Source organism: Nocardia sp. NPDC058058 (assembly GCF_042885355.1).
Lineage (GTDB): Bacteria > Actinomycetota > Actinomycetes > Mycobacteriales > Mycobacteriaceae > Nocardia.
The window spans coordinates 1,145,201-1,171,410 of record NZ_JBHVSA010000003.1; the positions used below are offsets into that span (position 1 = coordinate 1,145,201).

General features: G+C 68.0%; 18 protein-coding genes. 11 read left to right on the top strand and 7 right to left on the bottom strand.

The annotated features are described in order from the left end of the window. Positions 1-60: 60 nt before the first annotated feature. On the top strand, positions 61-6,513 hold the full coding sequence (locus ACFVUS_RS28955; RefSeq protein WP_387773243.1) for a type I polyketide synthase: 6,453 nt from the start codon (positions 61-63) through the stop codon (positions 6,511-6,513). A 63-nt stretch (positions 6,514-6,576) separates the two neighbouring features. Here the strand turns inward: ACFVUS_RS28955 and ACFVUS_RS28960 are convergent, their stop codons facing one another. From ACFVUS_RS28960 to ACFVUS_RS28990, 7 genes are all read right to left on the bottom strand, one after another. Continuing rightward, a complete protein-coding gene (locus ACFVUS_RS28960) occupies positions 6,577-7,002 on the bottom strand; it encodes an ester cyclase (protein WP_387773246.1) in 426 nt (141 codons plus the stop codon). A 51-nt stretch (positions 7,003-7,053) separates the two neighbouring features. Then, entirely contained in the window at positions 7,054-7,821 is a 768-nt protein-coding gene (locus ACFVUS_RS28965; RefSeq protein ID WP_387773249.1) for an SDR family NAD(P)-dependent oxidoreductase, read from the bottom strand. After that, positions 7,818-9,692, bottom strand: a complete 1,875-nt coding sequence (locus tag ACFVUS_RS28970) for a dipeptide ABC transporter ATP-binding protein (protein ID WP_387773252.1) — start codon at positions 9,690-9,692, stop codon at positions 7,818-7,820. The genes ACFVUS_RS28965 and ACFVUS_RS28970 overlap by 4 nt, the downstream gene beginning before the upstream one ends. Next, positions 9,689-10,456 (bottom strand): ABC transporter permease, encoded by a 768-nt coding sequence (locus ACFVUS_RS28975; RefSeq protein ID WP_387773255.1) that lies wholly within the window; start codon positions 10,454-10,456, stop codon positions 9,689-9,691. The genes ACFVUS_RS28970 and ACFVUS_RS28975 overlap by 4 nt, the downstream gene beginning before the upstream one ends. 131 nt (positions 10,457-10,587) lie before the next feature. Then, positions 10,588-11,667, bottom strand: a complete 1,080-nt coding sequence (locus ACFVUS_RS28980; protein ID WP_387773258.1) for an ABC transporter permease — start codon at positions 11,665-11,667, stop codon at positions 10,588-10,590. After that, positions 11,664-13,346 carry an ABC transporter substrate-binding protein gene (locus tag ACFVUS_RS28985; RefSeq protein WP_387773261.1) on the bottom strand — a complete coding sequence of 561 codons (1,683 nt, stop codon included), beginning with the start codon at positions 13,344-13,346 and terminating at the stop codon, positions 11,664-11,666. Before ACFVUS_RS28985 ends, ACFVUS_RS28980 begins: the two co-directional genes overlap by 4 nt. A gap of 181 nt (positions 13,347-13,527) precedes the next feature. Further along, positions 13,528-14,022, bottom strand: coding sequence for a cupin domain-containing protein (locus ACFVUS_RS28990; protein WP_387773264.1), 495 nt, complete (start codon positions 14,020-14,022; stop codon positions 13,528-13,530). Between the two features lie 145 nt (positions 14,023-14,167). Here ACFVUS_RS28990 and ACFVUS_RS28995 point away from each other — a divergent pair, with 145 nt between their 5' ends. The 10 genes from ACFVUS_RS28995 (at position 14,168) to ACFVUS_RS29040 (ending at position 26,041) form a co-directional block, all read left to right on the top strand. Beyond that, positions 14,168-15,061, top strand: coding sequence for a sulfurtransferase (locus tag ACFVUS_RS28995; protein WP_387773267.1), 894 nt, complete (start codon positions 14,168-14,170; stop codon positions 15,059-15,061). Beyond that, positions 15,058-16,425 (top strand): FAD-binding oxidoreductase, encoded by a 1,368-nt coding sequence (locus tag ACFVUS_RS29000; protein WP_387773270.1) that lies wholly within the window; start codon positions 15,058-15,060, stop codon positions 16,423-16,425. The genes ACFVUS_RS28995 and ACFVUS_RS29000 overlap by 4 nt, the downstream gene beginning before the upstream one ends. Before the next feature lie 224 nt (positions 16,426-16,649). Continuing rightward, entirely contained in the window at positions 16,650-17,837 is a 1,188-nt protein-coding gene (locus ACFVUS_RS29005; RefSeq protein ID WP_387773273.1) for an LLM class flavin-dependent oxidoreductase, read from the top strand. Next, the gene (locus ACFVUS_RS29010) at positions 17,834-19,006 is read left to right on the top strand and encodes an acyl-CoA dehydrogenase family protein (RefSeq protein ID WP_387773276.1); all 1,173 of its coding nucleotides are present in this window, start codon (positions 17,834-17,836) and stop codon (positions 19,004-19,006) included. The genes ACFVUS_RS29005 and ACFVUS_RS29010 overlap by 4 nt, the downstream gene beginning before the upstream one ends. Positions 19,007-19,075: 69 nt before the next feature. Next, complete coding sequence (locus ACFVUS_RS29015; RefSeq protein WP_387773279.1) at positions 19,076-20,767, top strand: ABC transporter substrate-binding protein; 1,692 nt, start codon at positions 19,076-19,078, stop codon at positions 20,765-20,767. Beyond that, complete coding sequence (locus tag ACFVUS_RS29020; RefSeq protein WP_387773281.1) at positions 20,764-21,720, top strand: ABC transporter permease; 957 nt, start codon at positions 20,764-20,766, stop codon at positions 21,718-21,720. Before ACFVUS_RS29015 ends, ACFVUS_RS29020 begins: the two co-directional genes overlap by 4 nt. 1 nt (position 21,721) lies before the next feature. Continuing rightward, positions 21,722-22,609 carry an ABC transporter permease gene (locus ACFVUS_RS29025; RefSeq protein ID WP_387773284.1) on the top strand — a complete coding sequence of 296 codons (888 nt, stop codon included), beginning with the start codon at positions 21,722-21,724 and terminating at the stop codon, positions 22,607-22,609. Continuing rightward, positions 22,606-24,288, top strand: a complete 1,683-nt coding sequence (locus ACFVUS_RS29030) for a dipeptide ABC transporter ATP-binding protein (RefSeq protein WP_387773287.1) — start codon at positions 22,606-22,608, stop codon at positions 24,286-24,288. Before ACFVUS_RS29025 ends, ACFVUS_RS29030 begins: the two co-directional genes overlap by 4 nt. Next, positions 24,285-25,022 carry a DUF1684 domain-containing protein gene (locus tag ACFVUS_RS29035; protein ID WP_387773290.1) on the top strand — a complete coding sequence of 246 codons (738 nt, stop codon included), beginning with the start codon at positions 24,285-24,287 and terminating at the stop codon, positions 25,020-25,022. Before ACFVUS_RS29030 ends, ACFVUS_RS29035 begins: the two co-directional genes overlap by 4 nt. Continuing rightward, positions 25,019-26,041: a ketopantoate reductase family protein gene (locus tag ACFVUS_RS29040; RefSeq protein ID WP_387773293.1), complete on the top strand. Its 1,023-nt coding sequence runs from the start codon at positions 25,019-25,021 to the stop codon at positions 26,039-26,041. Before ACFVUS_RS29035 ends, ACFVUS_RS29040 begins: the two co-directional genes overlap by 4 nt. Positions 26,042-26,210: the final 169 nt, after the last annotated feature.

The following is a 26,210-nucleotide window of genomic DNA, read 5'->3' on the forward strand; positions in this document are numbered from 1 at the left end:
GACCTCGACTCCGCCTCCGATGACGAACTATTCGACCTGGTAGACAGGAACTGACGCACGATGGCCACCGAAGCCAAACTCCGTGAATATCTCAAACGTTCCATCGCCAAGGAACAGCGGCTGCAACAGCGCCTCGACGAGATCGAGGCCCGCTCCCGCGAACCGATCGCCATCGTGAGCACCGCGTGCCTGCTCCCGGGCGGAGTGTCCTCGCCCGAGCAGCTCTGGGAATTGGTGACGGGCGGCGGCGACGCGGTCGGGGCATTCCCCGCCGATCGCGGCTGGGACCTGGAGGCGCTCTACGATCCGGATCCGGACGTGCCCGGTACCTCCTATGCCAGGCAAGGCGGATTCCTCACCGGCGCAGCCGAATTCGACCCGGACTTCTTCGGCATCTCGCACCGCGAGGCACTGTCGATGGACCCGCAGCAGCGACTGCTACTGCGCGTGACCTGGGAGGCGTTCGAACGCGCGGGCCTGGACCCGCACGCGTTCAAGGGCAGTCGCACCGGTGTATATGCCGGACTCGCCGGCCACGACTACGGTTCGCGCCTGGACCCGGTGCCCGAGGATCTCGAGGGCTACCTCGCGATCAACAACCTCGGCAGTGTGGTGTCGGGCCGGATCGCCTACACCTTCGGTTTCGCGGGCCCGGCCGTCACCGTCGATACGGCCTGCTCGTCCTCACTGGTGGCGCTGCATCTCGCGGTGCGGGCGCTGCGGGCGGGCGAGATCGATCTCGCGGTCGCGGGTGGTGCATCGGTGATGTCCACCCCGATCGGATTCACCGAATTCTCCCGCCAGCGCGGGCTGGCCCAGGACGGCCGTTGCAAGGCGTTCTCCGATGATGCCGACGGCACCGGCTGGTCCGAAGGCGTGGGAATCGTACTGCTGGAACGGCTTTCCGAGGCCCGCCGCAACGGCCACCAGGTGCTGGCGGTGGTGCGCGGCACCGCGATCAACCAGGACGGCGCGTCCAACGGTCTGACCGCGCCCAACGGGCCCGCGCAGCAGCGCGTGATCCGCGAGGCGCTCGCCGATGCCGGACTGGGTGTCGGCGATGTCGACGCGGTCGAAGCGCACGGCACCGGTACGGTGCTCGGCGACCCCATCGAGGCGCAGGCCATCCTGGCGACCTACGGATCACGCACCACCGGTGAGCCACTGTGGTTGGGTTCCCTGAAATCCAATATCGGCCACGCACAGGCGGCGGCGGGTGTGGCGGGCGTGATCAAGCTCGTGGAAGCCATCCGGCACGCCCACCTTCCCGAAACCTTGCATCTGGGAACGCCGTCCACTCTCGTGGACTGGCAATCGGGCCGCGTCGAACTGCTGTCGCGGGCACGCGAGTGGCCCGAGACCGGCCGGGCCCGGCGCGCGGGAGTCTCCGCGTTCGGGGTCTCGGGCACGAACGCACACGTGATCGTCGAGCAAGCGGTGGACGAGCCGCAGTACGACGCGGATGGGACCGCACCGGAACCGGAAACCGCACCGGAACCGGGAACCGCGCCGCCGACCGCCGGACAGCTGCCGTTCGTGGTCTCGGGCCATGGAGTTGACGGGCTGCGCGCTCAGGCGGCGCAGCTCGCCGAATTCGCTTCGGCCACAACCGTCGAACCCGCCTCGATTGCTTCGGCTTTGGTTCGAGACCGGGTCTCACATGACACCCGCGCGGTCATCGTCGCGATCGACCGAGACGAGCTGGTCGCGGCCCTGGACGCGGTGGCGCAGGGACGTATCAGCCCCGCCGCGGCATTCGCCACGGACGCGACCGGGGGAGTCGGCGTCGTGTTCGCCGGTCAGGGCAGCCAGCGCGCCGGTGCGGGAACCGCGCTGTACGAACGCTTTCCGGTATTCGCGGCGGCATTCGATGCGGCGAGCGGTGCGCTGGACCGTTACCTCGGTGCGGCCGTGGAACATTCGGTGCGCGATGTCGCCTTCGGCGCACCGGGCACCGCGGGTCTGATCGATTCGACTCTCTACACCCAGCCGGTGATCTTCGCTTTCGAGACCGCCCTGTACCGGCTGCTCGTGTCATGGGGTATCGAGATAGGCACTGTCGCAGGGCATTCCATCGGCGGGATCGTGGCCGCGCACGCGGCCGGGGCGCTCTCGCTCGAGGATTCCGCGCGGCTGGTCGCCGCCCGTGCGCGATTGATGGGCGCGTTGCCCGCAGGTGGCGCCATGGTCGCGATCGAGGCGACCGAGGCCGAGGTGCGCGCGGTCATCGATACGGTCGCCGCCCGCGCGAGCAGCGTCGTACACACCGGTGACAGTGTCGCTGTGGCGCTGGAGAATTCGCCTCGGGTGTCGATCGCGGCGGTCAACGGACCGAATGCGACGGTGGTGTCCGGGGCCGAAGACGCGGTCGTGGCGGTCGCCGCCGAGCTCACCGGATCGGGGCGGCGGGTCAAGCGGTTGGCGGTATCGCACGCCTTCCACTCACCGCTCATGGAACCCGTGCTCGACGAATTCGCCAGTGTGGTAGCCGAACTCGATTTCGCCGAGCCCGACGGCGTCACCTTGGTATCGGACAGCACCGGCGCGGTGCTCGGTCGTGCGGAGCTGGCCGATCCCGACTACTGGGTCCGGCATCTGCGCGGCACCGTGCGATTCGCCGATGCCGTGCGCACGGTGCGCGCGCAGGGTGTCGGCCTCATCCTCGAGATCGGGGCCGATGCGGTACTCGCACCGATGATTTCGGCGACCTTGGCCGAGGAGCAGGTGGCGGTGACGGCGCTGGTGCGTGGCGGCCGCCCCGAGGTCGCCACCGTGCTGAGCGCCGCCGGGGTCGCCCACGCCCACGGCCACCGGGTCGACTGGTCTGCCATCGTGCCGCCCGCCGCCCGTATCACTCTGCCCACCTACGCTTTCCAACAGCAGCGCTTCTGGGCCGAACCGGTCACCAGGGCACGGAGCGGCGCAAGCGCCGGTGCGACGGCCCTGGACCATCCGCTGCTATCGGCAGCGATCGCGGCAGCCGAGGGCGATCGTCTACTGCTCACCGGGCAGCTGTCCTTGCGCACTCATCCGTGGTTGGCCGACCATGCGGTCCTGGGCACGGTCATCGTGCCCGGAACCGCGCTACTCGAGCTGGTAGCGCGTGCCGGTGAGGAAGTAGAGCTGCCCGCGATCGAAGAACTGATCGTGGAGTCGCCACTTGTGCTGGGCGACAATGCCGTAGACCTCCAGGTGTCGGTCAGCGCAAATGGGGACCGCACCTCCTCGGTCGCGATCCACTCGCGGCCGGTGGGCGGTGCCGGTGACGCCTGGACCAGACACGCCACCGCCGTGGTCGGTCCCGAAACCGATACGAGCACTGTGGATTTGGGCGCGTGGCCGCCGCCGGGAGCCGACCCTGTCGACGTGACGGGCATCTATCCCACGCTGTTGGAAACCGGTCTGGCCTACGGTCCCGCGTTCCAGGGACTGCGCCGCGCCTGGGAGCGCGAGGGTGAGCTCTTCGTCGAGGTGGAACTACCCGAGGCGGCAGCGGCGTCTGCCGAAGATTTCGCCGTCCACCCCGCACTTCTCGACGCCGCCGTGCACCTACCCGCACTACGGGCGCTGGCCGACGTGCCACCCGGTCAAAACCGGCTCCCCTTCGCCTGGAATGGAGTCCGGATCTTCGCCGGTGGTGCTGTGGCGCTACGCGTCCGCATTGCCTCGACCGGCGCGGACACCGTTTCCATCGATGCCGCCGACCCGACCGGTGCGCCCGTACTCAGCATCGACGGCCTCGTTGCGCGCCGAGTATCAACCGCGCAACTGCGCTCGGCCCGTGCGGAATTGCGCGACACTCTGTTCGAGGTCACCTGGACCGAACTCACAGCCTCCGCAGCACCCGGCCACTGGCTGGTGCTCGATGGCGGTACCCACTCCCTCTCGGTACTCGACGCCCTGCGCGCAGGCGGCCACCGCGCCGATCTCGCCGATCGTGGAACCGCCGGTCAGTCCGTTGGGGGTGAATCCGGCGGCAGTCCGCGATCCCGGGACGGCTTGTCGTCCGAGATCGGCACTGTCGCACGCGAGTCCACCGCCGGAGCCGCGGTAGTCGCTGCTGCCGACATCGATTCGCTGCTTCCGGTGCTGCGGCGTTGGCTCGCCGATCCCGAAAACCTCACCGTGCCGCTCGTCGTGCTCACTCGTGGCGCGGTCTCCGTGTCGGAGACCGACGCACCCGACTCGGCCGCCGCCGCGGTGTGGGGTCTGGTCCGATCTGTGCAAGCCGAACATCCGGATCGATTGCTGCTCAGCGATATCGACGACGCACCCGAGTCCTGGGCCGCGCTGGCCGCGATCCTGACCGTGGCGGGCGAGGGGGATTCCCAGACCGCGATTCGTAGCGGGCGGCTCTCGGTGCCCCGGCTGCGGCGCTGGGATCCGCTTGCCGCCGACGAGATTTCGAGCTGGGACACCACGGGCACCACCTTGATTACCGGTGGTCTCGGTGGCCTCGGTGCGGAGGTCGCGCGCCATCTGGTCACCACACACGGCGTGCGGTCGGTGGTGCTGGCAGGCCGTCGCGGCGCTGCCACCGTGGGCGCGGAGGAACTGGTCGCCGAACTCGAATCCAGCGGTGCCACAGTCACTCTCGCAGCAGTTGACGCATCCGACGGCTCGGCGCTGGAAGCGGTGTTGGCGGCCCTCCCTGGGGATCGACCCTTGACCACCGTCATCCACGCGGCGGGCCTGGTCGACGACGGACTGTTCGAAACCATCACCCCCGAGCGAATCGCCGCGGTTGCCGCTCCCAAGAGCGGCGGCGCCCGCGTCCTCGACGAGTTGACCCGCACGATCCCGACCGTGACCCGATTCGTGCTCTTCTCCTCGGTGTCGGCGCAACTCGGCGGCCCCGGCCAGACGGCCTACACTGCCGCAAACGCCGAGCTGGATGCCATTGCCGCGCAACGACGTTTTGTCGGCCTACCCGCGGTATCCATTTCGTGGGGCCTATGGGAGCGCACGAGTGGTACGACAGCGGCACTCTCGGCCGCCGACCGCGCGCGCATAGCCAGGAACGGGCTCCGCGCGCTGCCCACCCCGACCGCGCTGGCGCTGCTCGACGCGGCTGCGGGCCGCCCCGCGGTGAGCGCGGCAGGCAACCCCACCCAAGAGGCCGCGGTCGACCTTGCGGAAAGTGTTGCGGGCAAAGAGCTGACGAGCGGTGCGACGGATGCGGCTGTGCGCCACCCCGCCGTGGTGGTCGCGGCCGGGTTCGACGGGCGGGCGCTGGCTCGGCGGACGGATGCGCTGCCGCCGGTGTTGCGGTCGCTGGTGCCGGTGCGGCGGCGCAGTGCGGCACGCGATGCGGACTCGGGTTCGGCGTTGCGGGCTATCGCGATGCTCGAGGGTGAGGCTCGGGCGAGGGCGCTGCTCGCTTTGGTGCGCACCGAAGTCGGTGTGGCGCTCGCTCATCCGTCTCCGGAGTCCATCGCGGGAGATCGGGCGCTGGTCGAGCTCGGGCTGGATTCGCTCAGTGCGGTGGAATTGCGTAATGGCTTGGGTCGGGTGACCGGGCTGCGGTTGCCCGCGACGCTCACCTTCGACTATCCGACTCCGCAGGCCATTGCCGAGTTCGTCGGCGAGCAGATCGGGGCCGACCTGGAATCGGCTCCGGCGACTGCCGCCCCCGGGGGTGGGTTGTCCGCGATCCACCGCGCGATGCATGATGCCGGAAAGCATTTCGAGGCCGCGCAACTGCTCATTGCCGCATCGCACGCGCGCACGACCTTCAGCGTGGACGAGCGCGCACGACATGCGCTGGCACCCATACGGCTCGCCGAAGGGCCGGGGGAGACCGTGGTGGTGGCCTTCCCCGCGGTGAGTGCGATCTCCGGTCCGCACGAATACTCGCGGGTGGCACAGGAATTGCGCGGGGAGCGCGATGTATACGTGGTGCCCGCCCCCGGATTCACCGCTGGCAGCGATGAGCTGCCGGATTCGGTCGACACTCTGGTGCAACTCGGCGTGGAGGCGCTCATCGAGGTGGTGGGGGATCGTCCGTTCGTGGTGCTGGGCCGCTCGATGGGTGGCTGTGTCGCGCACGCGGTAACCGCCGCACTCGAATCGGAGGGGCGTGCGCCGCGCGGGCTGCTGCTGGTGGACAGCTATCCCGTCGAGGCGGCGCTGGAACCCGGCATGGAGTGGTGGACCGGGGCCATGATCGGGGGCATGCTCGCGCGCGTCGACCGGTTCGATTTGGCGGTGCAGGACGAGCGGCTCACCACCATGGGCACCTACAACAGGGTGTTTCTGGACTGGCGCGCCGCCCCGGTGCGCACGCCGATTCACCTGCTGCGCTCGGAGACTCCCTTGCCGGGCACCCGCACGGACGGGCCCCGGGATTGGCGCGCGTTCTGGCCGGTACCGCACAGCACCACCGACATTCCGGGCGACCATTTCACGGTGCTCGAGGAGGACGCGACCTCGACCGCGCTCGCCCTGCGGACGTGGATCGAGAACCTGGAACGCGAGGTCGCGGTGCAGGACAGTCCGGCCGCCCAGGTGTAATGCCACGTTGAAACGCGAAGCCCGGCACGGAAATCCGTGCCGGGCTTCGCTGTATCGAAAAGCTCAGCGGGCGAGCTGGGCGACAATGCCGTACCGGTCCGGCAGCACCCCGTATTCGACGATGCGCCCGTCCCGGAAGCGAATGGTGCTGATGCTGACCCCGGTGAACCGGCGACCCGCGCCGCTGTCCGGCACACCGAAGATCTCACCGCGCTGCACGCCGTCGATGGTCCAGTACACAACCACCCGATCGTCCTCGGCGATCAGATCGTCGACCGTGGCGGTCACGCCCTCGACATTCTCGCGCAGCCAGGTGATGTGCTCGACGAATCCGGACCGGCCCTTGATGTTCCCGGCCGGGACCGCGCTGTCACGGCCGTCCTCGGCGATGATCTCGTCGAGCACCTCGAGCTTGCCCTGGGACACCACCTCGTCATAGAACCGCCGGGCGGCGGCCTTGTTGGCCTCGATGGCAGAGATCGTGGTCATCATGTGCTCCTTCGTGAGGGTGATGGATCTATCGGAAATCGGTCTGGCAGATCAGAAGCCCTGGCCGGGTAGCGGCAGAATGCCGAGGTTGGCATCGAGACCGCCGTCCACGACCAGGGTGGTGCCGGTGATGTAGCCCGCCGCGGGCGAGGCCAGGAACCAGATGGCTTCGGCCTGTTCCACGGGTTCGGCGAAGCGGCCCAGCGGAATCCGGCGTTCGATGGCCGCCAGCAGCGTCGGATCCCGATGCACATTCGCGGTGATGCCGGTCCGCGTCAGGCCGGGTGCGAGCGCATTGATCCGCACGCCCTGTGCGGCATAGTCGATCGCGAACGCGCGCACCAGGTTGATCAGCGCGCCCTTCGACGCGTTGTAGGCCCAGTTGCCCGGATCGCCGCGCAGGCCCGCCACCGAGGCGGTGAAGATCGCCGATCCGCCACTCTGGCGCAGGGCCGGAATCGCCGCGCGCAGACCATGAATCGGCCCCCGCAGATTGACCCCGAAGATGCGGTCGGCCGCATCGACAGCGCCGGGCGTCTCCAACGGCGGCGTGCCGCCGGTCCCGGCGTTGAGCACCACGGTGTCGATCCGGCCGAACCGGTCCAGGGCAGTGCGCACCGCTTCCAGATTCGCCGCTTCGGCGGACACGTCACCGGTCAGGGTCACCGGATCGCCGGACAGCGCGGCGAGGCCGCGCTCGTCGACGTCCACGGCGACCACTCGGTGTCCGCGCTCGGCGAACAATTCCGCGGTGGCGCGGCCGATGCCGGACGCGGCACCGGTGACGATCGCGACCCGGGGGTCGTCGGTCGATGTCATGCGATTCCTTTCGAGAGTGAGTGTTCGGGCGGAGACTGTGCAGGTTCGTGGGTCGCCTCAGAGTTGAGGTCGCGGTCGCGACCGGAGGAGCGGTCTGACGCCGTAGCCGGGCCCGGCGGTCGCGGGACAGCCGCGAGTAACTCGCGGGTGTAGTCGTGCTGTGGATCGGCGAAAACCGCTGCCGTATCACCGATCTCGACGATGCGTCCGTGCTGGATGACCGCGACTCGCTGGCACAGCCTGCGCACCACCGCCAGATCGTGGGAGATGAGCAGCAGCGCGGCTCCGCTGTCGCGCCGCACCCGATCGAACAGATCCAGGATCTGGGCCTGGATGGTGATGTCGAGCGCGGATACCGGTTCATCGGCGACGATGAGATCCGGTGCGGCGGCGAGTGCTCGCGCGATGGCCACCCGCTGGCGTTGCCCGCCGGACAGGCGCGCGGGACGGGCGTCGCGCAGCGCGCGCGGCAATCCGACGTCGGCGAGCAGTTCGTCGACGCGCTCGGCGCGGGCGGCCCGTGACCCGATACGCGCGAGCGCCTCACCGATGATTGCCGCGACCGAGTGCCGGGGGTCGAAGGCGCTCAACGGATCCTGGTCGATGAGCTGCACGCGATGCCGGCGTGGTCGGCGTTCGCGTTCGCGCAGACCTGACCAGGGCGCGCCGTCGAGCAGCACCTCGCCGCTGTCGGGTGTCAGATGCGCGAGCGCCAACCGGGCCAAGGTGCTCTTGCCGGAACCGGATTCGCCGACCACACCCAGCGCCTGCCCGGGATTCAAGGTGAACGACACCGGTTCCAGCCCCACGGTGCGGTCACCACCGGGCAACCGAAAGCGCTTGCTCGCGCCCCGGAACTCCAGCAGCGGAACCTTATTCACCGGGACGACCGGTTCGGGCGGCGCGGACACCGGCGTCACCGGGGCCGTGGCCAGGCCCGGACGCAGACAGCGGACCGTGCGTCCGTCGGCCAGCGCGACCGGCTCGGGAATCCCCGCGCGGCAGTCGGCGTCGGCGAGTGGGCAGCGCGGTGCGAACGGGCATCCGATCTCGGCCGGTGCCGCCCAGCGCGGTGCGGCGGAGGCCAGCACCGGTCCGTCCAGTCGCGGTGCGGCGGAGAGTAATTCGTTGGTGTAGGGATGCGCGGGCGCACCCAGCACCACCTCGGCGGGTCCCCGCTCGACAATGATTCCGGCGTACATGACCGCGACCGTGTCCGCCGACTCGGCGACCACCGCCAGATCGTGGCTGATCAGCAGCACCGCGGTCCCGGCCGCGCGCAGATCCCGCAGCAACGTCAGAATCTGCTGCTGCACAACGACATCCAGCGCCGTGGTGGGCTCATCCGCGATCAGCAGTTCCGGTCCCGCCGCCAGCGCCGACGCGATCAGCGCCCGTTGGCGCAGACCGCCGGACAGCTCGTGCGGATACTGCCGCCAGCGCCGCTCCGGATCATCGATGCCCGCTCGCCGCAGCAGCCCGAACACCGCGTCGTCGAGTTCGTCGGCATTGGCGAGCCGGTGGATTTCGAGCGGTTCGGCGACCTCATAGCCGATGCGGCGCAACGGATCCAGTGAGGTCAGCGCGTCCTGCAAGACGAAACCCACACGGCGGCCCCGGATTCGACGCCAGCGTGCGTTGCCGGCGCGGCGCAGGTCGTCCGTGCCGAGGGTCAGCTCGCTCGCGCGCACCCGGGCATCGACTCCGGCCAGCCCGACCAATGCCCGTGCGGTCACACTCTTGCCGGACCCGGATTCGCCTACCAGCGCCACACATTGGCCCCGGTCGACGTCGAGATCGACGGACCGCACCGCGACTGTGTCACCGAACGTCACCGACAGCGCCCGCACCGATAACAGCCGTTCGCTCATCGAGCGACTCCCTCCACGCGTTCGCGCAGGGCGCGACCGGCCACACTGATCGACATCACGGTGAGGGTGACCGCCAGCCCCGGGAACAACGCCAGCGTCCACGAGGCGCTCAGATAGTTCCGGGATTGCGCGAGCATCGCGCCCCATTCCGGTGTCGCGGTATCGGGTCCAAGTCCCAGGAAACTCAGCGAGGAGCCGATAATGATCGCGGTGCCGATATTGATCACCACCAGCACACTCAGCGGCAGCAGCACATTGGGCACGATGTGACGCACGGTGACCCGCCACGGTGTGATGCCCAGATCCAATGCCGCACGGACATAAGCCAATCGGCGTACCTGATGGGTGCGAATCCGCACCAGCCGGGCGAAACCCGGAGTCAGCGCGATGGTGATGGCCAGCACCACATTGCCGGTTCCCGGACCCAGAACCGCCACCACGAGCAGTGCCATCAGAATGGTCGGAAACGCCAGCAGCACATCGGCGACCCGCATGCCGATCTGATCGGCGACCGGTCCGCCCAGCGCCGCGGCCAATCCCCAGAGCGTGCCCGCGGCCGTCGCGAGCAATGTCGACCCGATCCCGACCAGCAGTGAGGCGCGCGCTCCGTAGACGACGCGCGCGTATTCATCGCGACCCAGCCAGTCGGTGCCGAAAACATGTGTGCCGCTTGGGGCCTGGAGTGCGATGCCGGGGTCGATGGCCTCCGGTGAGCCCGCCAACAGGTGAGGTGCGATAACCGCGATTGCGGCCAGCGCCAGCACGATCGCAGTGCCCGCTCTCCCCGGTCGCAGCCAGTAACGTCGGTTCCGCAGACGATTCAGCGTCGTCCGAAACCAATGTCGCAGCGGCCGAGGCCGGTCCGATGTCTCCCGCGTCCGTGTCGATGGCGCGTTCACCGAGCCACCTCCCGAATCCGGGGATCCACCAGCCGGTAAAGCTGGTCGAGCACGATCGAGATCACCGCGAACGCCGCGGCGGTCAGCACCACCGTGCCGGTCACCACCGGATAGTCGCGGCCGCGCACCGCGGTTACCAGCAACTGGCCCAAACCCTTTCGCGCGAAGACCGTTTCGACCACGACCACACCGCCGAGCAGATTCCCCAGCATCCAGCCCGAGAGCGTCAGCACCGGAGCGGCCGCATGTCGCAACGCGTGCCCGGCTCGCACCCGGAGTTCGGTCGCGCCGCGCGCTCGTACGGTGACCGCGAACGGTTGCTCGAGCGCCTGCTCCAGCCCGTCTCGGGTGACCTGTGACAGCACCCCGGCCACAGCAACGGCGAGCGTCAGCCACGGCAGCACCAGTCCGCGCAGCCCGGTCGCGCCGACCACCGGGAACACCTGCCAATGGAACGAGAACAGTGCCAGCAGCACGAACCCCACCCAATAGGTGGGCATGGACAGCGCGGTGAACTCGACCGTCCGCGCCACAGCCCGCGAGCGCGGCCGCTGAGCGGTGAACATCGCCACCGCAACGGACACCGCGAGCCCGAGCACCAGCCCACCGACCGCGAGTTCAACAGTGGGCCACAGTTGCTCGGCAATGAGTGCGCGCACCGGACGATGCTGCTGATACGAAGTTCCGAGATCCCCATGCGCCAGACGCCCGAGGAACCTGGCGTACTGCACATGGACCGGCGAATCCAGCCCGTACTCCGACCGGATCTGCGCAAGCACCTGCGGCGAACTGGTCGCCGCCACCCCACCCGCGATCGCCCGCGCCGGATCCCCCGGAATAGCTTGCAGCCCAACAAAAGTAAGTGTGGCGGCCGCCCAGATCACCAACACTGCGAGAGCAAGGCGTCCGACGAGCCACCGTACGGGTTGCGGCAACCGCCGCAGCGCGTCTGGCAGCCACCGCGATGGTCGAATCAGCCGTCGTGAGTTGTCGGGAGTCAGCCGCGCCAGTCGGGACAGCTGCTGAGAGGGTTCAGGTGCCGACCCCGGCTGTGGAGTGCCGGGCGATTGCGTCACGCCGCGAGCCAGGCGTCGTAGAACCGTGGGTAGGTCTGGGCGTCGAAGGTCAACTCGCGCACCGACTTCGCGTATCCGGTCAGGCTTACCGGGGTGTAGATCGGGATGATGTATGCCTGGGAGAGCACTTCGTGCTGGACCGAGGAGTAGTTTCCGGCGGCCTGCTTGGGGTCGGTGGTGGCCGCGGCGCCGGTCACCCAGGAGTCGAGCTGCGGCGAATTGACCAGTGCCACATTGCCGCCCGCCTTGGCGTAGGTATTGGCGGAGAAGAACGCGAATCGCAGTACGTCGGGCGTGGGCCGGGCGAAGCTGACATCCACCAGGTCATAGCCGCCGCCGATGAGGTACTTGTCGACGTAGGTGCCGGTGTCGACGGTGGGCCGCTGGATATCGATGCCCACCGTGCGCGCCTGGGCGCGGATGCCGTCCGCCACCACATCGCGTTGTTCCCGGGTGCCGTCGGGCCAGTACGGCCAGATCAGCGACAGCCGCGCGCCGTCCTTGACCCGGAAGCCGTCGGAATCGGTGTGATTCCATCCGGCTTGATCGAGCAGCCGCTTGGCATTGTCGGGGTCGAAGGCAGTCAGGTCCTTGCGCGCCGAGGCGTCATATCCGGCGGTCACCTCGCTGATCGCGTTGTCCGCCACCGGATAGTGGCCGAAGTAGATGTTCTTCACCAGCTTCGCTACATCGACCGATGCGGTCAGCGCCCGGCGCACCAGCGGATCGGCCAGCGGCCCACGCGACTGATTGAGATACACGTTGTAGTTCAGGCCGGGCGTCTCGTCCGAGTGCAGCGTGAAGTTCTCGCGTTTGGCCAGATCGTCCGCCGAGACCGGCGGCACGCCACCGATGGCCTGCACCTGACCGCTGGTCAGCGCGCCGTAGCGGGTGGCGTCCTCATTGATGAACTGGAACACCAGTTTGCCCAGACGCGCCGCACCGGAATGGGCATTGCCCGGGGCGGGCCAGCGGTAGGCGTCGAACCGGGTCAGCGTTTCGGCCTTGCCCTGCTCCCAGCTCTCATAGGCGAAGGGACCGGTGCCGACCGGGCGATAGGTCTGATCCGCCAGCGCCTTGGGGCTCTGGATGCCCAGACTCGGTGTCGACAGTGCCTGTAGGAACGGTGTGAACGGTTGTTTGAGAACGACTTCCACGGTGAGCGGATCGATGACCCGTGTCTCCTGATAGGCGCTGATCAGCGATGCCGCATACGCGGACTTCGTCTTCGGATCCACGATGTGATCGAGACTGGCTCGCACCGCGTCGGCGGTGAACGGCGTGCCGTCGTGGAAGGTCACCCCCGCGCGGAGAGCGAACCGATAGGTCTTGCCGTCCGGCGAGATTGTCCACGAATCCGCCAGCCATTTACCGAAGGAATCCGGACCGGTCTGCGCCACCAGCGAATCGAAGATATTGCGATTGACCAGACTGGTCACCGCGGTCGCCGCGACCGCCGGATCGAGCGAGACCTGGGTGCCCGCCACCGCGTAGACCAGCGTGCCGTTCTCGGTGATCGGCCCGGCGTCGTCGGCATCGCTGCCCGACAGCCCGGCAACCACGCCCGCCGCGACGGCAACCCCGACCGCGACGGCCGCTGCGATCCAGAGGGTGCGCCGTCGCCGCGAACGGATCAGGGGTCGTGCGGCCGGACGATCGGCCTCTTCATGAGTAGACATGTCACCCGTTCGTCGAAGTGTGAGTTCGGCCGGAACCGACACCCCGCCGACCGATGAAAACTCAACCCGCCGAACGTGTTTGGGTCAATCATTTGCGATCACGTGAATTCAATTCGATCGATCGAATTCGATTATCGAAAGAGATCGGAAGTTCTGATCGGAGCGCGTGACCTTTCGACGATCAAGGGTGCGGATGAATCGGATCCACCCAATGCACGGTCTCGGGCGCTTCGACCGGCTCGATATCGAGATTCACCACCACCGCTTCGCTGTCACTACGCACCAGCACGCACTCGAGCGGTTCATCGGTGCTGGCGTTGATCTCCTGATGCGGGACATACGGCGGGACGAAGATGAAGTCGCCCGGCCCGGCCTCGGCGACGAACTCCAGCTGATTTCCCCACCGCATGCGAGCGCGCCCGCGCACCACATAGATGACGCTCTCGAGCGCACCGTGGTGGTGAGCACCGGTTTTGGCGTCCGGATGGATGGTGACCGTGCCCGCCCAGATCTGCTGTGCACCCACCCGGGCGGCGTTGATCGCCGCCGCACGGTCCATACCCGGGGTCTGCGCCGTATTGGAGTCGAGTTGTCCCGATCGAATGACCCGGACTCCGTGATCGCGCCATTCGCTCGGTGTCGCTTCCGAATTATCTTGCTGCCCAATTGTTGTCATGGTCGCTCCCGCACTCCCGGACTGATGTGGTCGGCGATCGTACGCTCGCTCGTGCACCGCGCGCAGACGTTGGGATTGCCCTGATTCCAAGACTTCACCGCGCCACCGGGGTCGGGTTTGCTCGTCCTCGGAGAGGAGTTCTGTCATGACGATCCGAAGTAGCGCACTGCGCGCGAGCATTCTCATCACCGCCGACGAGCTGGCCGAGCGAGTGCGTGCCGGGGAACCGCCGACCCTGCTCGATGTGCGCTGGCAGCTCGATCGCCCGGACGGGCGTGCGGACTACGCGCTCGGCCACATTCCCGGTGCGGTGTACGCCGATCTCGAGAGCGAGCTGACCGACCATTCGATCACCGGGCGCGGCCGCCATCCGCTGCCCTCGGGCGCGGCACTACAGGCCGCCGCGCGTGCCTGGGGTGTGCGCTCCGGGGTTTCGATTGTGCTGTACGACAACTGGAATCGTGCCGGTTCGGCACGCGCGTGGTGGGTGCTGCGCGCGGCGGGAATCCACGATGTGCGCATTCTCGACGGCGGCCTGAGCGCGTGGACCGCGTCGGGGCGCGCACTCGATACCGGTGCGGTGGTGTCGGTCCCCGGCGATATCGTCGTCGAACGCGAGGATCTCTACGACGGCGAGCTGGCCACCCTGACCGCCTCCGAGGCCGGAGAGGTTCCCGAGCGCGGTGTGCTGATCGACGCGCGAGCTCCCGAGCGGTTCCGCGGCGAGTCCGAACCGCTGGACCCGGTGGCCGGTCACATTCCGGGGGCGCGCAATGTGCCCAGCGGATCGCTGCTCGACGAGCGTGGATTCTTCCGGGAGACAGCGGAATTGGAGCAGCGATTCGCCGGCGCGGGCATCTCGAATGCCCCGGTGGTCGGGGTGTACTGCGGATCCGGCGTGACCGCGGCCGTCGATATCGCCGCGCTGGCCGTTCTCGGTATCGACGCGGCGCTGTTCCCGGGCTCCTGGTCGCAATGGAGTTCGGATCCCGCCCTGCCCGTCGCCACCGGCGCGACCGAATCCGAAGCCACGCGGTGAGTCCGGATCCGGTGACGCTGTCGGCTACCGGGGCGGCGCTGTTCTCCGGAACCGTGCTGGCCGGGCCGGATATCGCCGACACCTACCGGGTGGACAGGTCCGGGTATGAGCCCTCGGGAACGCCGGAGCTGGTGGTGATCGCCGCCGATGTCGATGATGTGCGGCGTGCGGTCACTTACGCTGCCGAACAGGGACTTTCGGTGGTGGTCCGGGGCGCCGGCAGCGGGCTGGCCGGTGGCGCGAGCGCGGGGCGGGGTGCGCTGGTGCTCGATGTCAGCGCACTGCGCCGGATTCTCGAGATTTCGCCGGTCGACGAGCTGGCCGTGGTGCAGGCCGGAGTGAGCGCGGCCACGCTCGACGCCGAAGCCGCCAAGCACGGGCTGCGATACGCGCCCGACCCGGCGAGCGTTGCCATCTCGACCATCGGGGGGAACATCGCCACGAACGCCGGTGGACTGCGATGTGTCAAATACGGCGTGACCCGGGACGCGGTGCTCGGGCTCAGTGTCGTACTGGCGGACGGAACGCTCGTCCAGACCGGCCGTCGCACGGCGAAAGGCGTTGCGGGACTCGACCTTACCGGGCTCTTCACCGGCTCCGAAGGAACCCTGGGCGTCATCGTCGAGGCGGTGCTGCGGTTGCAGCCCATTCCGGTCGACACCGTCACCATCGCCGCATATTTCGACGACGTCGATCAGGCCGCTGCCGCGGCGGCGGGAGTGCTGGCGGCACGGGTACGTCCCGCCATGCTGGAACTGCTCGACGCGGCGTCGCTGCATGAGGCGCAGGACCTGCTCGGCGTGCGAGGGCACGCGGCCGGTTCCTTCCTGGTGGCGCAGACCGACGGATTCGGCTCCCGAGCGGAAGCCGATCTGATCGTGGATGTGCTGCGGCAGTTCACCTCTCGCATCGAGGTCGGCGGCGATCCCGACGCGGCGAGCCAACTGCTCGCGGTCCGCCGGGCGGCGCTGCCCGCACTCGAGCGGCACGGTCGGGCGCTCATCGAGGATATCGCCGTCCCCCGGTCACGGATCGCCGACGCGGTGCGCCGTATCAGCGCGATCGCCGCCGAATTCGACAGCCGGATATATACGTTCGGCCATGCCGGAGACGGAAATCTACACCCGATAATCGTGGTGCCCGACGGCGATTTCGCGGCACGCGCCCGGGCCGAGTCGGCCGCCGACGAAATATTCGCCGCAGCCTTGGAATTGGGTGGCACCATCACCGGCGAACACGGCGTCGGGGTGCTCAAACGCAAGTGGCTCGAGCGTGAGCAGGGAGCCGATGCGCTGCGGGTGCAGCACGCCATCCGGCGGGCGCTGGACCCGGCGGGAATCTTCAACCCGGGCAAAGCCTACTGACCAGGAAGACGCGCTGAGCGATCGACTCGGTGCGCGCTGCCGAACGGTCTATTCGGTAATTCGGGTAGCTTTTCGATCCGCGAGATTCGAATGCGGCGAACGCATTTCGACTATCGGTCGCGATCGGCTATCCGAATTGAATTCGCTGAAGAGAACTCTGTTTCCGCCGGCGTTGTCTCCCTAGCATGACGAATTATCGAGTGTTGTTCGCCGAGAGGAACCCTATGACTGCCGATCCGGAATCGAACGCGGTGCCCGGAACCGCCGCGACCGAGGTGGAATTCATCAGCCTCACGCACACCAATGCCTCGACCGAATTGGAGCCGATACCGTCCCGGGGGATCGACCTGCCGTTCGTGCGGCGGTACGTGCGAGCGCTGGAGGACGGCGGATTCGATGCCACCTTGCTGCCGTACGGCTCCGCGGGCGCGGATTCGTTCGTGCTCGCCTCGGCGGTGGGCCAGCTGAGCGCACGGATCAAGCCGATTGTCGCGGTCCGCCCGAACACGGTGTTCCCCACGGTCGCGGCGCAACAGCTCGCGACGCTGGATCAGTTGACCGAGGGTCGCGCGCTGGTGCATCTGATCTCCGGGGGTAATGACGCCGAACAGGCCCGGCAGGGCGACTACGCGACCAAGGATGAAAGATACGCGCGCACCAGCGAATTCATCGATGTGCTGCGCCGGTCGTGGACCGAGACGCAACCGTTCTCCCACGTGGGCGAACACTATCGATTCGACGACTTCGGGCCGGGTTTCCCGCCGTACGCCGACTCGATTCCGATCTCGATCGGCGGCCAATCCGATGCCGCGTTCGACATCGGTGGCGCCAAGGCTGACATCTTTTCGTTCTGGGGAGAACCGTTGGCGGACATCGCATCCCAGATCGCCCGGGTGCACGGCATCGCCGCCGCGGCCGGTCGCACCGCTCGCCCGCGCATCTGGGTGACCTTCCGCCCCATTGTCGACCGCACCGATGAGCTGGCCTGGGCCAAGGCGTACGACTACGTCGAGCGCATCACACAGACTTTCGAGCGTGGTGCGTACCGCAAGGTGAGCGCGGCCGAACCACAGAACGTCGGCTCCCAGCGGGCGCTGGAATTCGCCCGCCGCCAAGAGGTTTACGACCGCGCGCTCTGGACCAGGACGGCCGCGGCCACGAATGGTGCGGGTGCCTCGACGGCATTGGTCGGCAGCCCCGAGACGGTGGCCGCCGCGATCCTGGATTACATCGATCTCGGCGCGAGCCTGGTCTCCATCCGTGGATACGACACGCTCAACGACGTCATCGACTATGGGCGGTACGTTCTGCCACTGGTCCGGCAGGAGCTCGAACACCGCGCCGCGACCGGTCAGCGCGGCAGGCTGCAAGCCGACTACCCGGGCGCGCTGGCCACGGTGGGCCGCTCATGACCGCCACCGCCGGTCCCGTGCTGACCGTGCCCGACACCTCACCGGCCGCTCTGGCCGCCCTGACCTCTGAAATCGCTTCTACCGCAGCGTCATACGATCGCAGCGGGGATATTCCCGAGGCGGGGCTGCTCGCGGTGCATCGCGGCGGGTATCTCACGGCCACGGTATCCACGAGGTACGGCGGACCGCAGCTGGATCACGCAGAGGTGGCGCGGCTGCTGGTGGCGATCGGCGAGGGTGATCCGTCGGTGGCCCTGATCGTCGCCAATACCTTGGCGGCGCACCTCGCACAGGCCACGGCCGGGAACTGGCCGGAACAGCTGTACCGCGCGGTGCTGGATCGCTCGAGCGAGCAGCCGATCCTGATCAACGCGATCCGTGCCGAGCCCGAATTGGGTGCGCCCGCGCGTGGCGGTCTGCCCGCGACCCTCGCCCGTCGCACCGCCGATGGCTGGATCCTCAACGGCCGCAAAAGTTTCGCCACCGGCGGCACCGCACTGTCCTACCACCTGGTGTGGGTGGTGACCGATGAATCCCCGGCCCGTGTGGGACATCTGATCGTCCCCGCCGACGCCGACGGCATCACCTGGCACCACACCTGGGATCATCTGGGCCTGCGCGCCTCCAACACCCATGACGTCAGCTACACCGATGTTCGAGTGCCCCTGGAGAACTTCTCGGAGATCCCCTTCCAGGACGGCGTTTACCGAGATCCTGCGGCCGCGTCGGGTCCGGCCTCGTTCGGGCATGCGGCGCTGTACGTCGGCGTGGCGCGGGCAGCACGATCGGCCTTCGCCGAGTACGCCCGTACTCGCGTGCCGACCGCGCTCGGTAAACCGATCGCCCAGACCGAGCGGATTCAATCGGTCGCCGGTGAGATCGAGGCCCAGATCGTGCAGGCTGAAACCCTGCTGTACGGCACGCTACATCGCCTCGAGGTCGGCGAAAACGATGTGGCACAGCGGCTATCGGTGGTCAAAGTACTCATCGCACGATCGGTGGTCGCGGCGGTGCAGACCGCGGTCGCCGCGTTGGGCAATGCCGCGCTGACGCGGCACAACCCGCTCGAACGTCATCTGCGCGATGTGCTCTGTGTGCGCGTGCATCCTCCGCAGGAGGACACCGCAGTACTGAGCGCCGGTCGTGCGGTGCTGCTGCCGCACACCTGATTCGCCACCGCGCCACCACCTGTCGACAGCCCCGTGCCCGGGGCCCACACCCGAGGAACACACCCAGCGATGATGACCACCACGCGGCCCGCGCGCAGTCCGCGAACATTCGGAAAGTTCGGTGTCGCAGCGGCTGTCGCGGCACTGACCCTGTTCACCGGTGCCTGCGGCGGCACCACCGACGCGGCCAGCGGCCCGTCCGGAGAAGGCCGCGAACCGGTTCGGGGCGGCACCCTGAATCTGGCGTTCTTCCCGGACAATGTGGCCTTCGCCTGCATCGACCCATTCCAGACCTACTGGATCGAACACCGCTCGCTCATCCGGAATTTCGCCGATTCGCTCACCGATCAGAACCCGGAGACCGGCGCGATTGTGCCATGGCTGGCGACCGCGTGGCAGATCAGTCCCGACGGGCTGGACTACACCTTCACCCTGCGCGACGGTGTCACCTTCGCAGACGGCGCGCCGCTGGACGCCGCGGCGGTGAAGACCAATTTCGACGGATTCGCCGATCTCGCTCGCACCTCGGGCGGCACCGCCTACGGCGCGAGCTACATCGTTGGGCTCGAGTCGACGCAGGTGGTCGACGCCAAGACGGTCCGGTTCCACTTCTCCAAGCCGAATTCCTCATTCCTGCAAGCGACCTCGACCACCAACCTGGCGCTGCTGTCACCGGCCTCGTTCCAGAAGACCGCACAGCAGCGCTGCCTCGGCGACGTCGTCGGGTCCGGACAGTTCACGCTCGACAACTACACCCCGAACCAGGGAGTGACGCTGAGCCGCCGCACCGGCTACCACTGGCCCTCGCCGTTGAACAAGAACACCGGCGACGCCTACCTGGACAAGGTCAAGGTCAGCTACGTCGCCGAGGACGGCGTGCGCACCGGCAACCTGGTCAGCGGACAGATCGACATCGCCTGGCCGCGCAACCCGTTCACCGTCGAGGACCGGACCCTGATCGGCCGCTCCGGCGCGTACCTGCGTTCGCGCCCGCTGCCGGGTGTCTCCTACACGCTGTACCCCAACGTATCCGAGGGGCACCCGCTGGCCGATGACCAGATCCGCCAGGCGCTCTACCACGCCATCGACCTGAAGACCTTCGCCGCGACCATCTTCGGTGCGGACTACCCGGTGGTCGGCGGGCCGTTCGACAGCACCACCCCGTATTACGCCGCTCAGAGCGCCAAGCTCACCTACGACCCGGCGCAGGCCGGACGCATTCTGGACGCTGCGGGGTGGAAGATCGCCCCGGGAGACCAGTACCGCTCCAAGGACGGCAAGCGACTCACCCTGGTGCAGCCGCTGAGCGCTGCCAGTGTGGGAGCCGAGCTGATCCAGGATCAGTTGCGCCAGAGCGGGATCGAGCTCCAACTCAAGACCGTCACCGCCGCCGAGCGCCCCGCGGTCATCGCCAACGGCCAGTACGACCTCGTCGAGGGATACTTCACCCGCGCGGATCCCGGTGCACTGCAATTCATTCTGGTCGAAGCGCTGGCCAATTCGAAGGCGCTGGCGCGCAATGCCCAGAAGCCCGCCGCGGCCGCACAGATCGCCGATCTGTTCACCCGCGCGGTGCAGTCCACCGATGCGACGGCACGCGAGCAGATCTACACCGAGCTGCAGCGCACGCTGATCGACAATGGCATCACCTTCCCGCTGTCGGAGCGGGTGCAATACGCGGGAATCCGTAACCGGGTCAACGGCTTCCGCTTCACCGCGGAGAGCTTCATCGATCTGCACGATGTCTGGATCCAGCCGTGATCCGCTATATCGCCGGGCGCGTGGTGCAGGCGGTAGGTGTGCTCTGGGCGGCGTTCACCCTCACCTTCGTCGTGCTCTACCTGCTGCCGAGTGATCCGGTGTCGATTCAGCTCAGCGCCGCCGGAATCGAAACCGATTCCCTCACACCGGCGCAGCTGGCGGCCGCCAAGGCGAAATATGGACTCGACCGACCGGTCGCGGACCAGTACTTCTCCGCACTGATCGGCGCGCTGCACGGCGACTTCGGCACCTCGATCGCCAAACAGGTGCCGGTGAGCCACCTGCTCACCGAAAGGCTCGGCGGCACAATGACATTGAGCCTGATCGCCGGTATGCTCGCGATCGTCCTCGGTGCCGGTGTCGCGTATCTGGCCGCGTTCGTGCGCATCGGGCCAGTGCGAATTCTGCTGGACCGCGCACCGGCGCTGGGAGTCGCGGTCCCGTCATTCCTGGTGGGGCTCGGACTCATTCAGTATTTCTCGTTCGATCTGGGCTGGCTGCCCTCGTCGGGCTCGGGCGGCTGGAAGTACCTGGTCTTGCCGGTGATCACCATGGCGTTGCCGGGGGCGTCGCAGCTGGCGCAGGTGCTCAGTCGCAGCTTCCACGACACGCTGCGCGAGCCGTATATCGTGACCGCCCGCGCCAAGGGCCTCTCCCGCGGGGCCGTGCAGTTGCGGCACGCCTTCCGCAATGCGGCGCTGCCGGCGCTGACCATTGTCGGAGTTCTGGTGGGGCTCACCGTCACCAGCGCGATCGTGGTCGAAACCGTGTTCAACCGCAACGGTATCGGCCGTCTCGCCCAGGAATCCGTGCTCGCCAAGGATGTTCCGGTGGTGCAGGCGATCGTCGTGATCGCGGCGGCGGGGTTCGTGCTCATCAATCTGATCGTCGATCTGCTGTATCCGCTGCTGGATCCACGCATCGCCCATCCCGCGAGCACGGAGGTCAAGTGAGATGGTGCAGACGCTGACAACCACCGAGGCCGTCGTCGAGGTGCTGAGCGAACCGTACGCGAACACCCGCCGGACCGGTTCGCGGCTGCTGCGATTGGCCCGCCGACCCGGGTTCGTGCTGGCGAGTCTGCTGGTCGCCTTCGTGATCGTCGCGGCGTTCGCGCCCACGCTGTTCACCGATTACGCGCCATACGCCACCGCGCCGGCCGAGCGATTGCGCCCGCCCAGCGGCGCCCACCTGTTCGGTACCGACGATGTCGGGCGCGATCTGTGGACCCGCACCCTCTACGGTGCGGACCTCACGGTGAAGGCCGCCCTCATCGCCATTGCCATCGGGCTCGGCGCGGGACTGGTGCTGGGCGTGCTGTCCGGATTCCTCGGGGGCGTGCTCGACGCGCTGATCATGCGAGTGGTCGATGTGCAGCTGGCGATTCCGGGTCTGCTGCTGGCCCTGTCGATCGTCACCGCCCTGGGATTCGGCACCATCCCCGTCGCCATCGCGGTCGGTGTCGGAACGGTGCCCGGCTTCGCGCGCACCACGCGTGCGGAGGTGCTGCGGGTGAAGACACTGCCCTACGTGGAGGCCGCGCGGTCCGGCGGCGGATCGTGGCCGCGCGTGCTGATCCGGCACGTACTGCCCAATTCGTGGGGTCCGGTGCTGGCGCTGGCGGTGCTGGATTTCGGGACCGCGATCATCGCGGTGGCGGCCTTGAGTTTCCTCGGTTTCGGGGCGGCACCGCCGCGGGCCGAATGGGGGTCGCTGGTGTCGAGCGGACGCAATTTCCTGGTGACCGCGCCCTGGGTGTCGCTGCTGCCGGGTGCGATGGTCGCGCTGACGGTGCTGGCGCTCAACCACATCGCGCATACGCTGCGGGAGGTACGTCGATGACGGCGTCCACGACCATCGTCCGCACCGGCTCGCCGATCGTCGAAATCTCCGGTCTCTCAGCGGGTTACCTGACCGGTGGCACCGTGGTGACGGCCGTGCATGATGTTTCGCTGGCGGTGCGACCCGGCGAAATCGTGGCGCTGGTCGGCGAATCCGGCTCCGGCAAGTCCACCACCGCGCACGCGGTGATCGGGTTGCTGTCCGACAACGCGCGGATCACCGGCGGCTCGATTCGAGTCGAGGGTGTCGAGATCGTCGGAGCTCGCGAGAAGACAATCCGATCCCTGCGTGGATCGACAGTCGGCCTGATCCCACAGGACCCGATGGTCGGGTTGAACCCGACCCAGCAGATCGGAACCCAGGTCGCGGAGGCCGTGCGGCTGCGCGGCATACGCGGTCCCGCAGTGCATGCCGAAGTTCTCGAGGTGCTGCGCACCGCCGGGCTCGACGCCGCCGACCAGCACGTGCACCGCTATCCGCACGAGCTGTCCGGCGGACAACGCCAGCGGGTGCTGATCGCGATCGCCCTGGCCGGGCGGCCCGAGCTGATCATCGCCGACGAACCGACCAGCGCGCTGGATGTGACCGTGCAGGCCCGCATTCTCGATCACCTCGAGTCGCTGGTGCGTGAGAGCGGTATCGCTCTGCTCATCATCACCCACGACCTCGCCGTGGCGGCCGACCGCGCCGATCGGGTGATCGTGATGCGGCAGGGCCGAATCGTCGAATCCGGAACGCCCGCAGAGATTCTCGTCGCCCCCGCGGATACCTACACCCGGCGGCTGATCGCGGCCGCACCGGCACTCGCGAACGGCGGCGTACTGGAACCGCGCTTCCGGGAGAGCGGTCAGGACCGGTCCGACCATGCGGCCATTCTCGAAATAGACGCTGTGACAAAGGAATTCCGGGGGCGGAAGGGCCGGGCGGTGGTCGCGCTGAACGATGTATCAGTGCGGGTCGCCGCCGGTCGCACCCACGCGGTGGTCGGCGAATCCGGATCCGGAAAGTCCACGCTGCTGCGCATCGCGATGGGCCTCGAGACCCCGACCGCCGGAACGGTGCGCTTCGATGGCACCGAGACGTCCGGACTCTCCTGGCGGCGGCAACGCCCGCTGCGCCGCCGGTTCCAACTGGTGCATCAGAACCCCTATGCCGCACTGGATCCGCGATTCACGGTGCGCGAGAGCATTGTCGAACCCCTGGTGTCGTTCCGGCTCGGCAGCCGCGCCGAACGACACGCCCGCGTCGGCGAACTCCTGGACGCGGTGGCACTGCCGCGCACCGCCCTGGATCGCCTGCCCGAGGAGCTCTCCGGTGGCCAACGCCAGCGGGTTGCCATCGCGCGGGCCCTCTCGTTGCGGCCGGATCTGGTGCTGTTGGACGAACCGGTGTCCGCACTGGACGTATCGGTCCAGGAGCAGATTCTCGATCTGCTGCTGGATCTGCAACAGCGATTCGGCCTGGCGTACCTGTTCGTATCCCACGACCTCGCGGTGGTGGCCAAGATCGCGCACACGGTATCGGTGCTCGACAGCGGCACGGTTGTCGAATCCGGTTCGATCGCAGACGTTTTCGGGAATCCGCAGGATTCCCGCACCGAGCGGCTGATCGCCGCGATTCCCGGACGCCGAGCGCGGTCCAGCCGGGAACCATCCACCCTCGAAAGGCATTCTCGATGACAACGGCAACCGATACCTGGGTGTCCGATTGGCAGCGCTGGCACGCCGAGCGCGAAACGCTCGCCACCGACGCGCACGGCCTGGCGGCCGCGACCGGAACCCATTGGCTCAGCGATATCCCGCTGCGCATCGACGGCGTTCCCGGCGAGTGGGTCGCGGCCGACGGGCGCGCCATCGGCGATGGCTCCGGCTTTCATCTCGAACTCGTACCCGGTGATCGGGCGCCCAGCGGAGATCTGCTGCTGCAACCGCTGATTCGGGCCGGTGAGATCGCCCTGCGGGTATTCGACCCGAACGCGTCGACCCGCACGGGTCTGGAAGGGATCGACGCATTCACCCCGGATCGGGCGTGGGTGTTCGACGGTGTCGCCGAAACCGGCTCCGCGCCACTGCTACTCGACCACATCGACGGCTTCGTCAGCACCAATACCGGTGTGCGCGTGCGCATCACCGTCGACGGCCGGGAGCTTGTGCTGTCGGGCGCGGGCGCCCCGAACGGGGACATTCAGCTCACCTTCGCCGATACCACCAACGGCAGCCAGACCCAGCGCTTCCGATTTCTCACCATCCCCGCTCCGGACAGTCAGGGCCGTGTTGTCGTGGACTTCAATCGTGCCTACCTGCCGCCGTGCACCTTCTCCGACCACTACCTGTGCCCGCTGCCGCCGCCGGAGAACCGTCTCGATTTCCCGGTGCGCGCCGGTGAGACCTTCCTGCGCCGGGCGGATCGATGACCCGATATGTGATTGTCGGCGCGGGCGCGGTCGGGGTCTCCCTGGCCGTCGAACTCGGAGATCGCGGCCACGACGTAGTACTGGTGGCCCGCGGCGCGACACTGAAATATCTTGCGGCACAACCGCTGTCGTACCACTCGCATGCTGGGCCTCGGGAGGTCCGGCTCCCGGCCGTGGCGCTGGACTCCGATCTGGGCCTCCGGACCGGTGACATCGTCGTGCTGGCCGTCAAATCCCAGGACCTGCCGACCGTCGCACCCGCCCTCACATGGCGCGAGGTGACCGATGAACAGGGCACCGTCCGGGGCATCGCCGCGAATCTGGTCCCGGTGGTCACCGTGCAGAACGGCTTGGACGCCGAACGCACCACTGCCCGCTGGTTCGACACCGTGCTGGGCGCGGTCTTTCTCATCTCCGCCCAGCACACCCGCACCGGTGAGGTCCGCGTCGGTGGACACCCCTACATAGGCGGTGCCATCGCCGGTATCGCCAGCACGCTCACACCCGAATTCGCCGAGCAGGCCCTGAAAGTCGTCACCACGGACCTGCACGACGCGAACTTCCTCATCAAGCAGGTCACCGACATCCGCTCCTATAAGGCCGCGAAGATAGTTCACAGCGTGCGAAACGGGGTCGAAGTCCTGGCCGGTGACAGACAAACGAAAGACGCTGTCGGCCAAGCCCTCTCGGCAGAGGCCCGATCCGTCCTCACCGCCGTTGGATTCGACCCCGCGGACACCGCCGCCTTGATCCTGGATCCGGCCCAGGGTCACTTCAGTGAGCGATCCGGCGTAACCGCCGGACGGCAATCCACCTGGCAGAGCTTCGCCCGCGGCACCCCCACCAACGAAGTCGACTACCTCAACGGCGAAATCTCCCTCCTCGCTCGCCTGCACGGCATCCCCGCCCCACTCAACACCCGCTTACAACAACTTCTGGGCCGCGCCACCCACGCGGGCGGTGGCCTCGACCTACCGGGTCTGGACACTCTCGCCGAACTCCTGGCCCCTGAGGATTAGTCGCGCTCAGCGTGCGCCGGGCGATGGCAGTCGTGCAGTTGCGGTCGTCCCGGAAGAGGTTTCGGAATCGCTTGTCGGGCCGGATCGCTATCGTTCACGGGTATCGGGGGCTTCGCTCCTCCGTGGTACCGGCCGACTCCGTGCCGGTAGTACGCGATCGGTGAGGTGC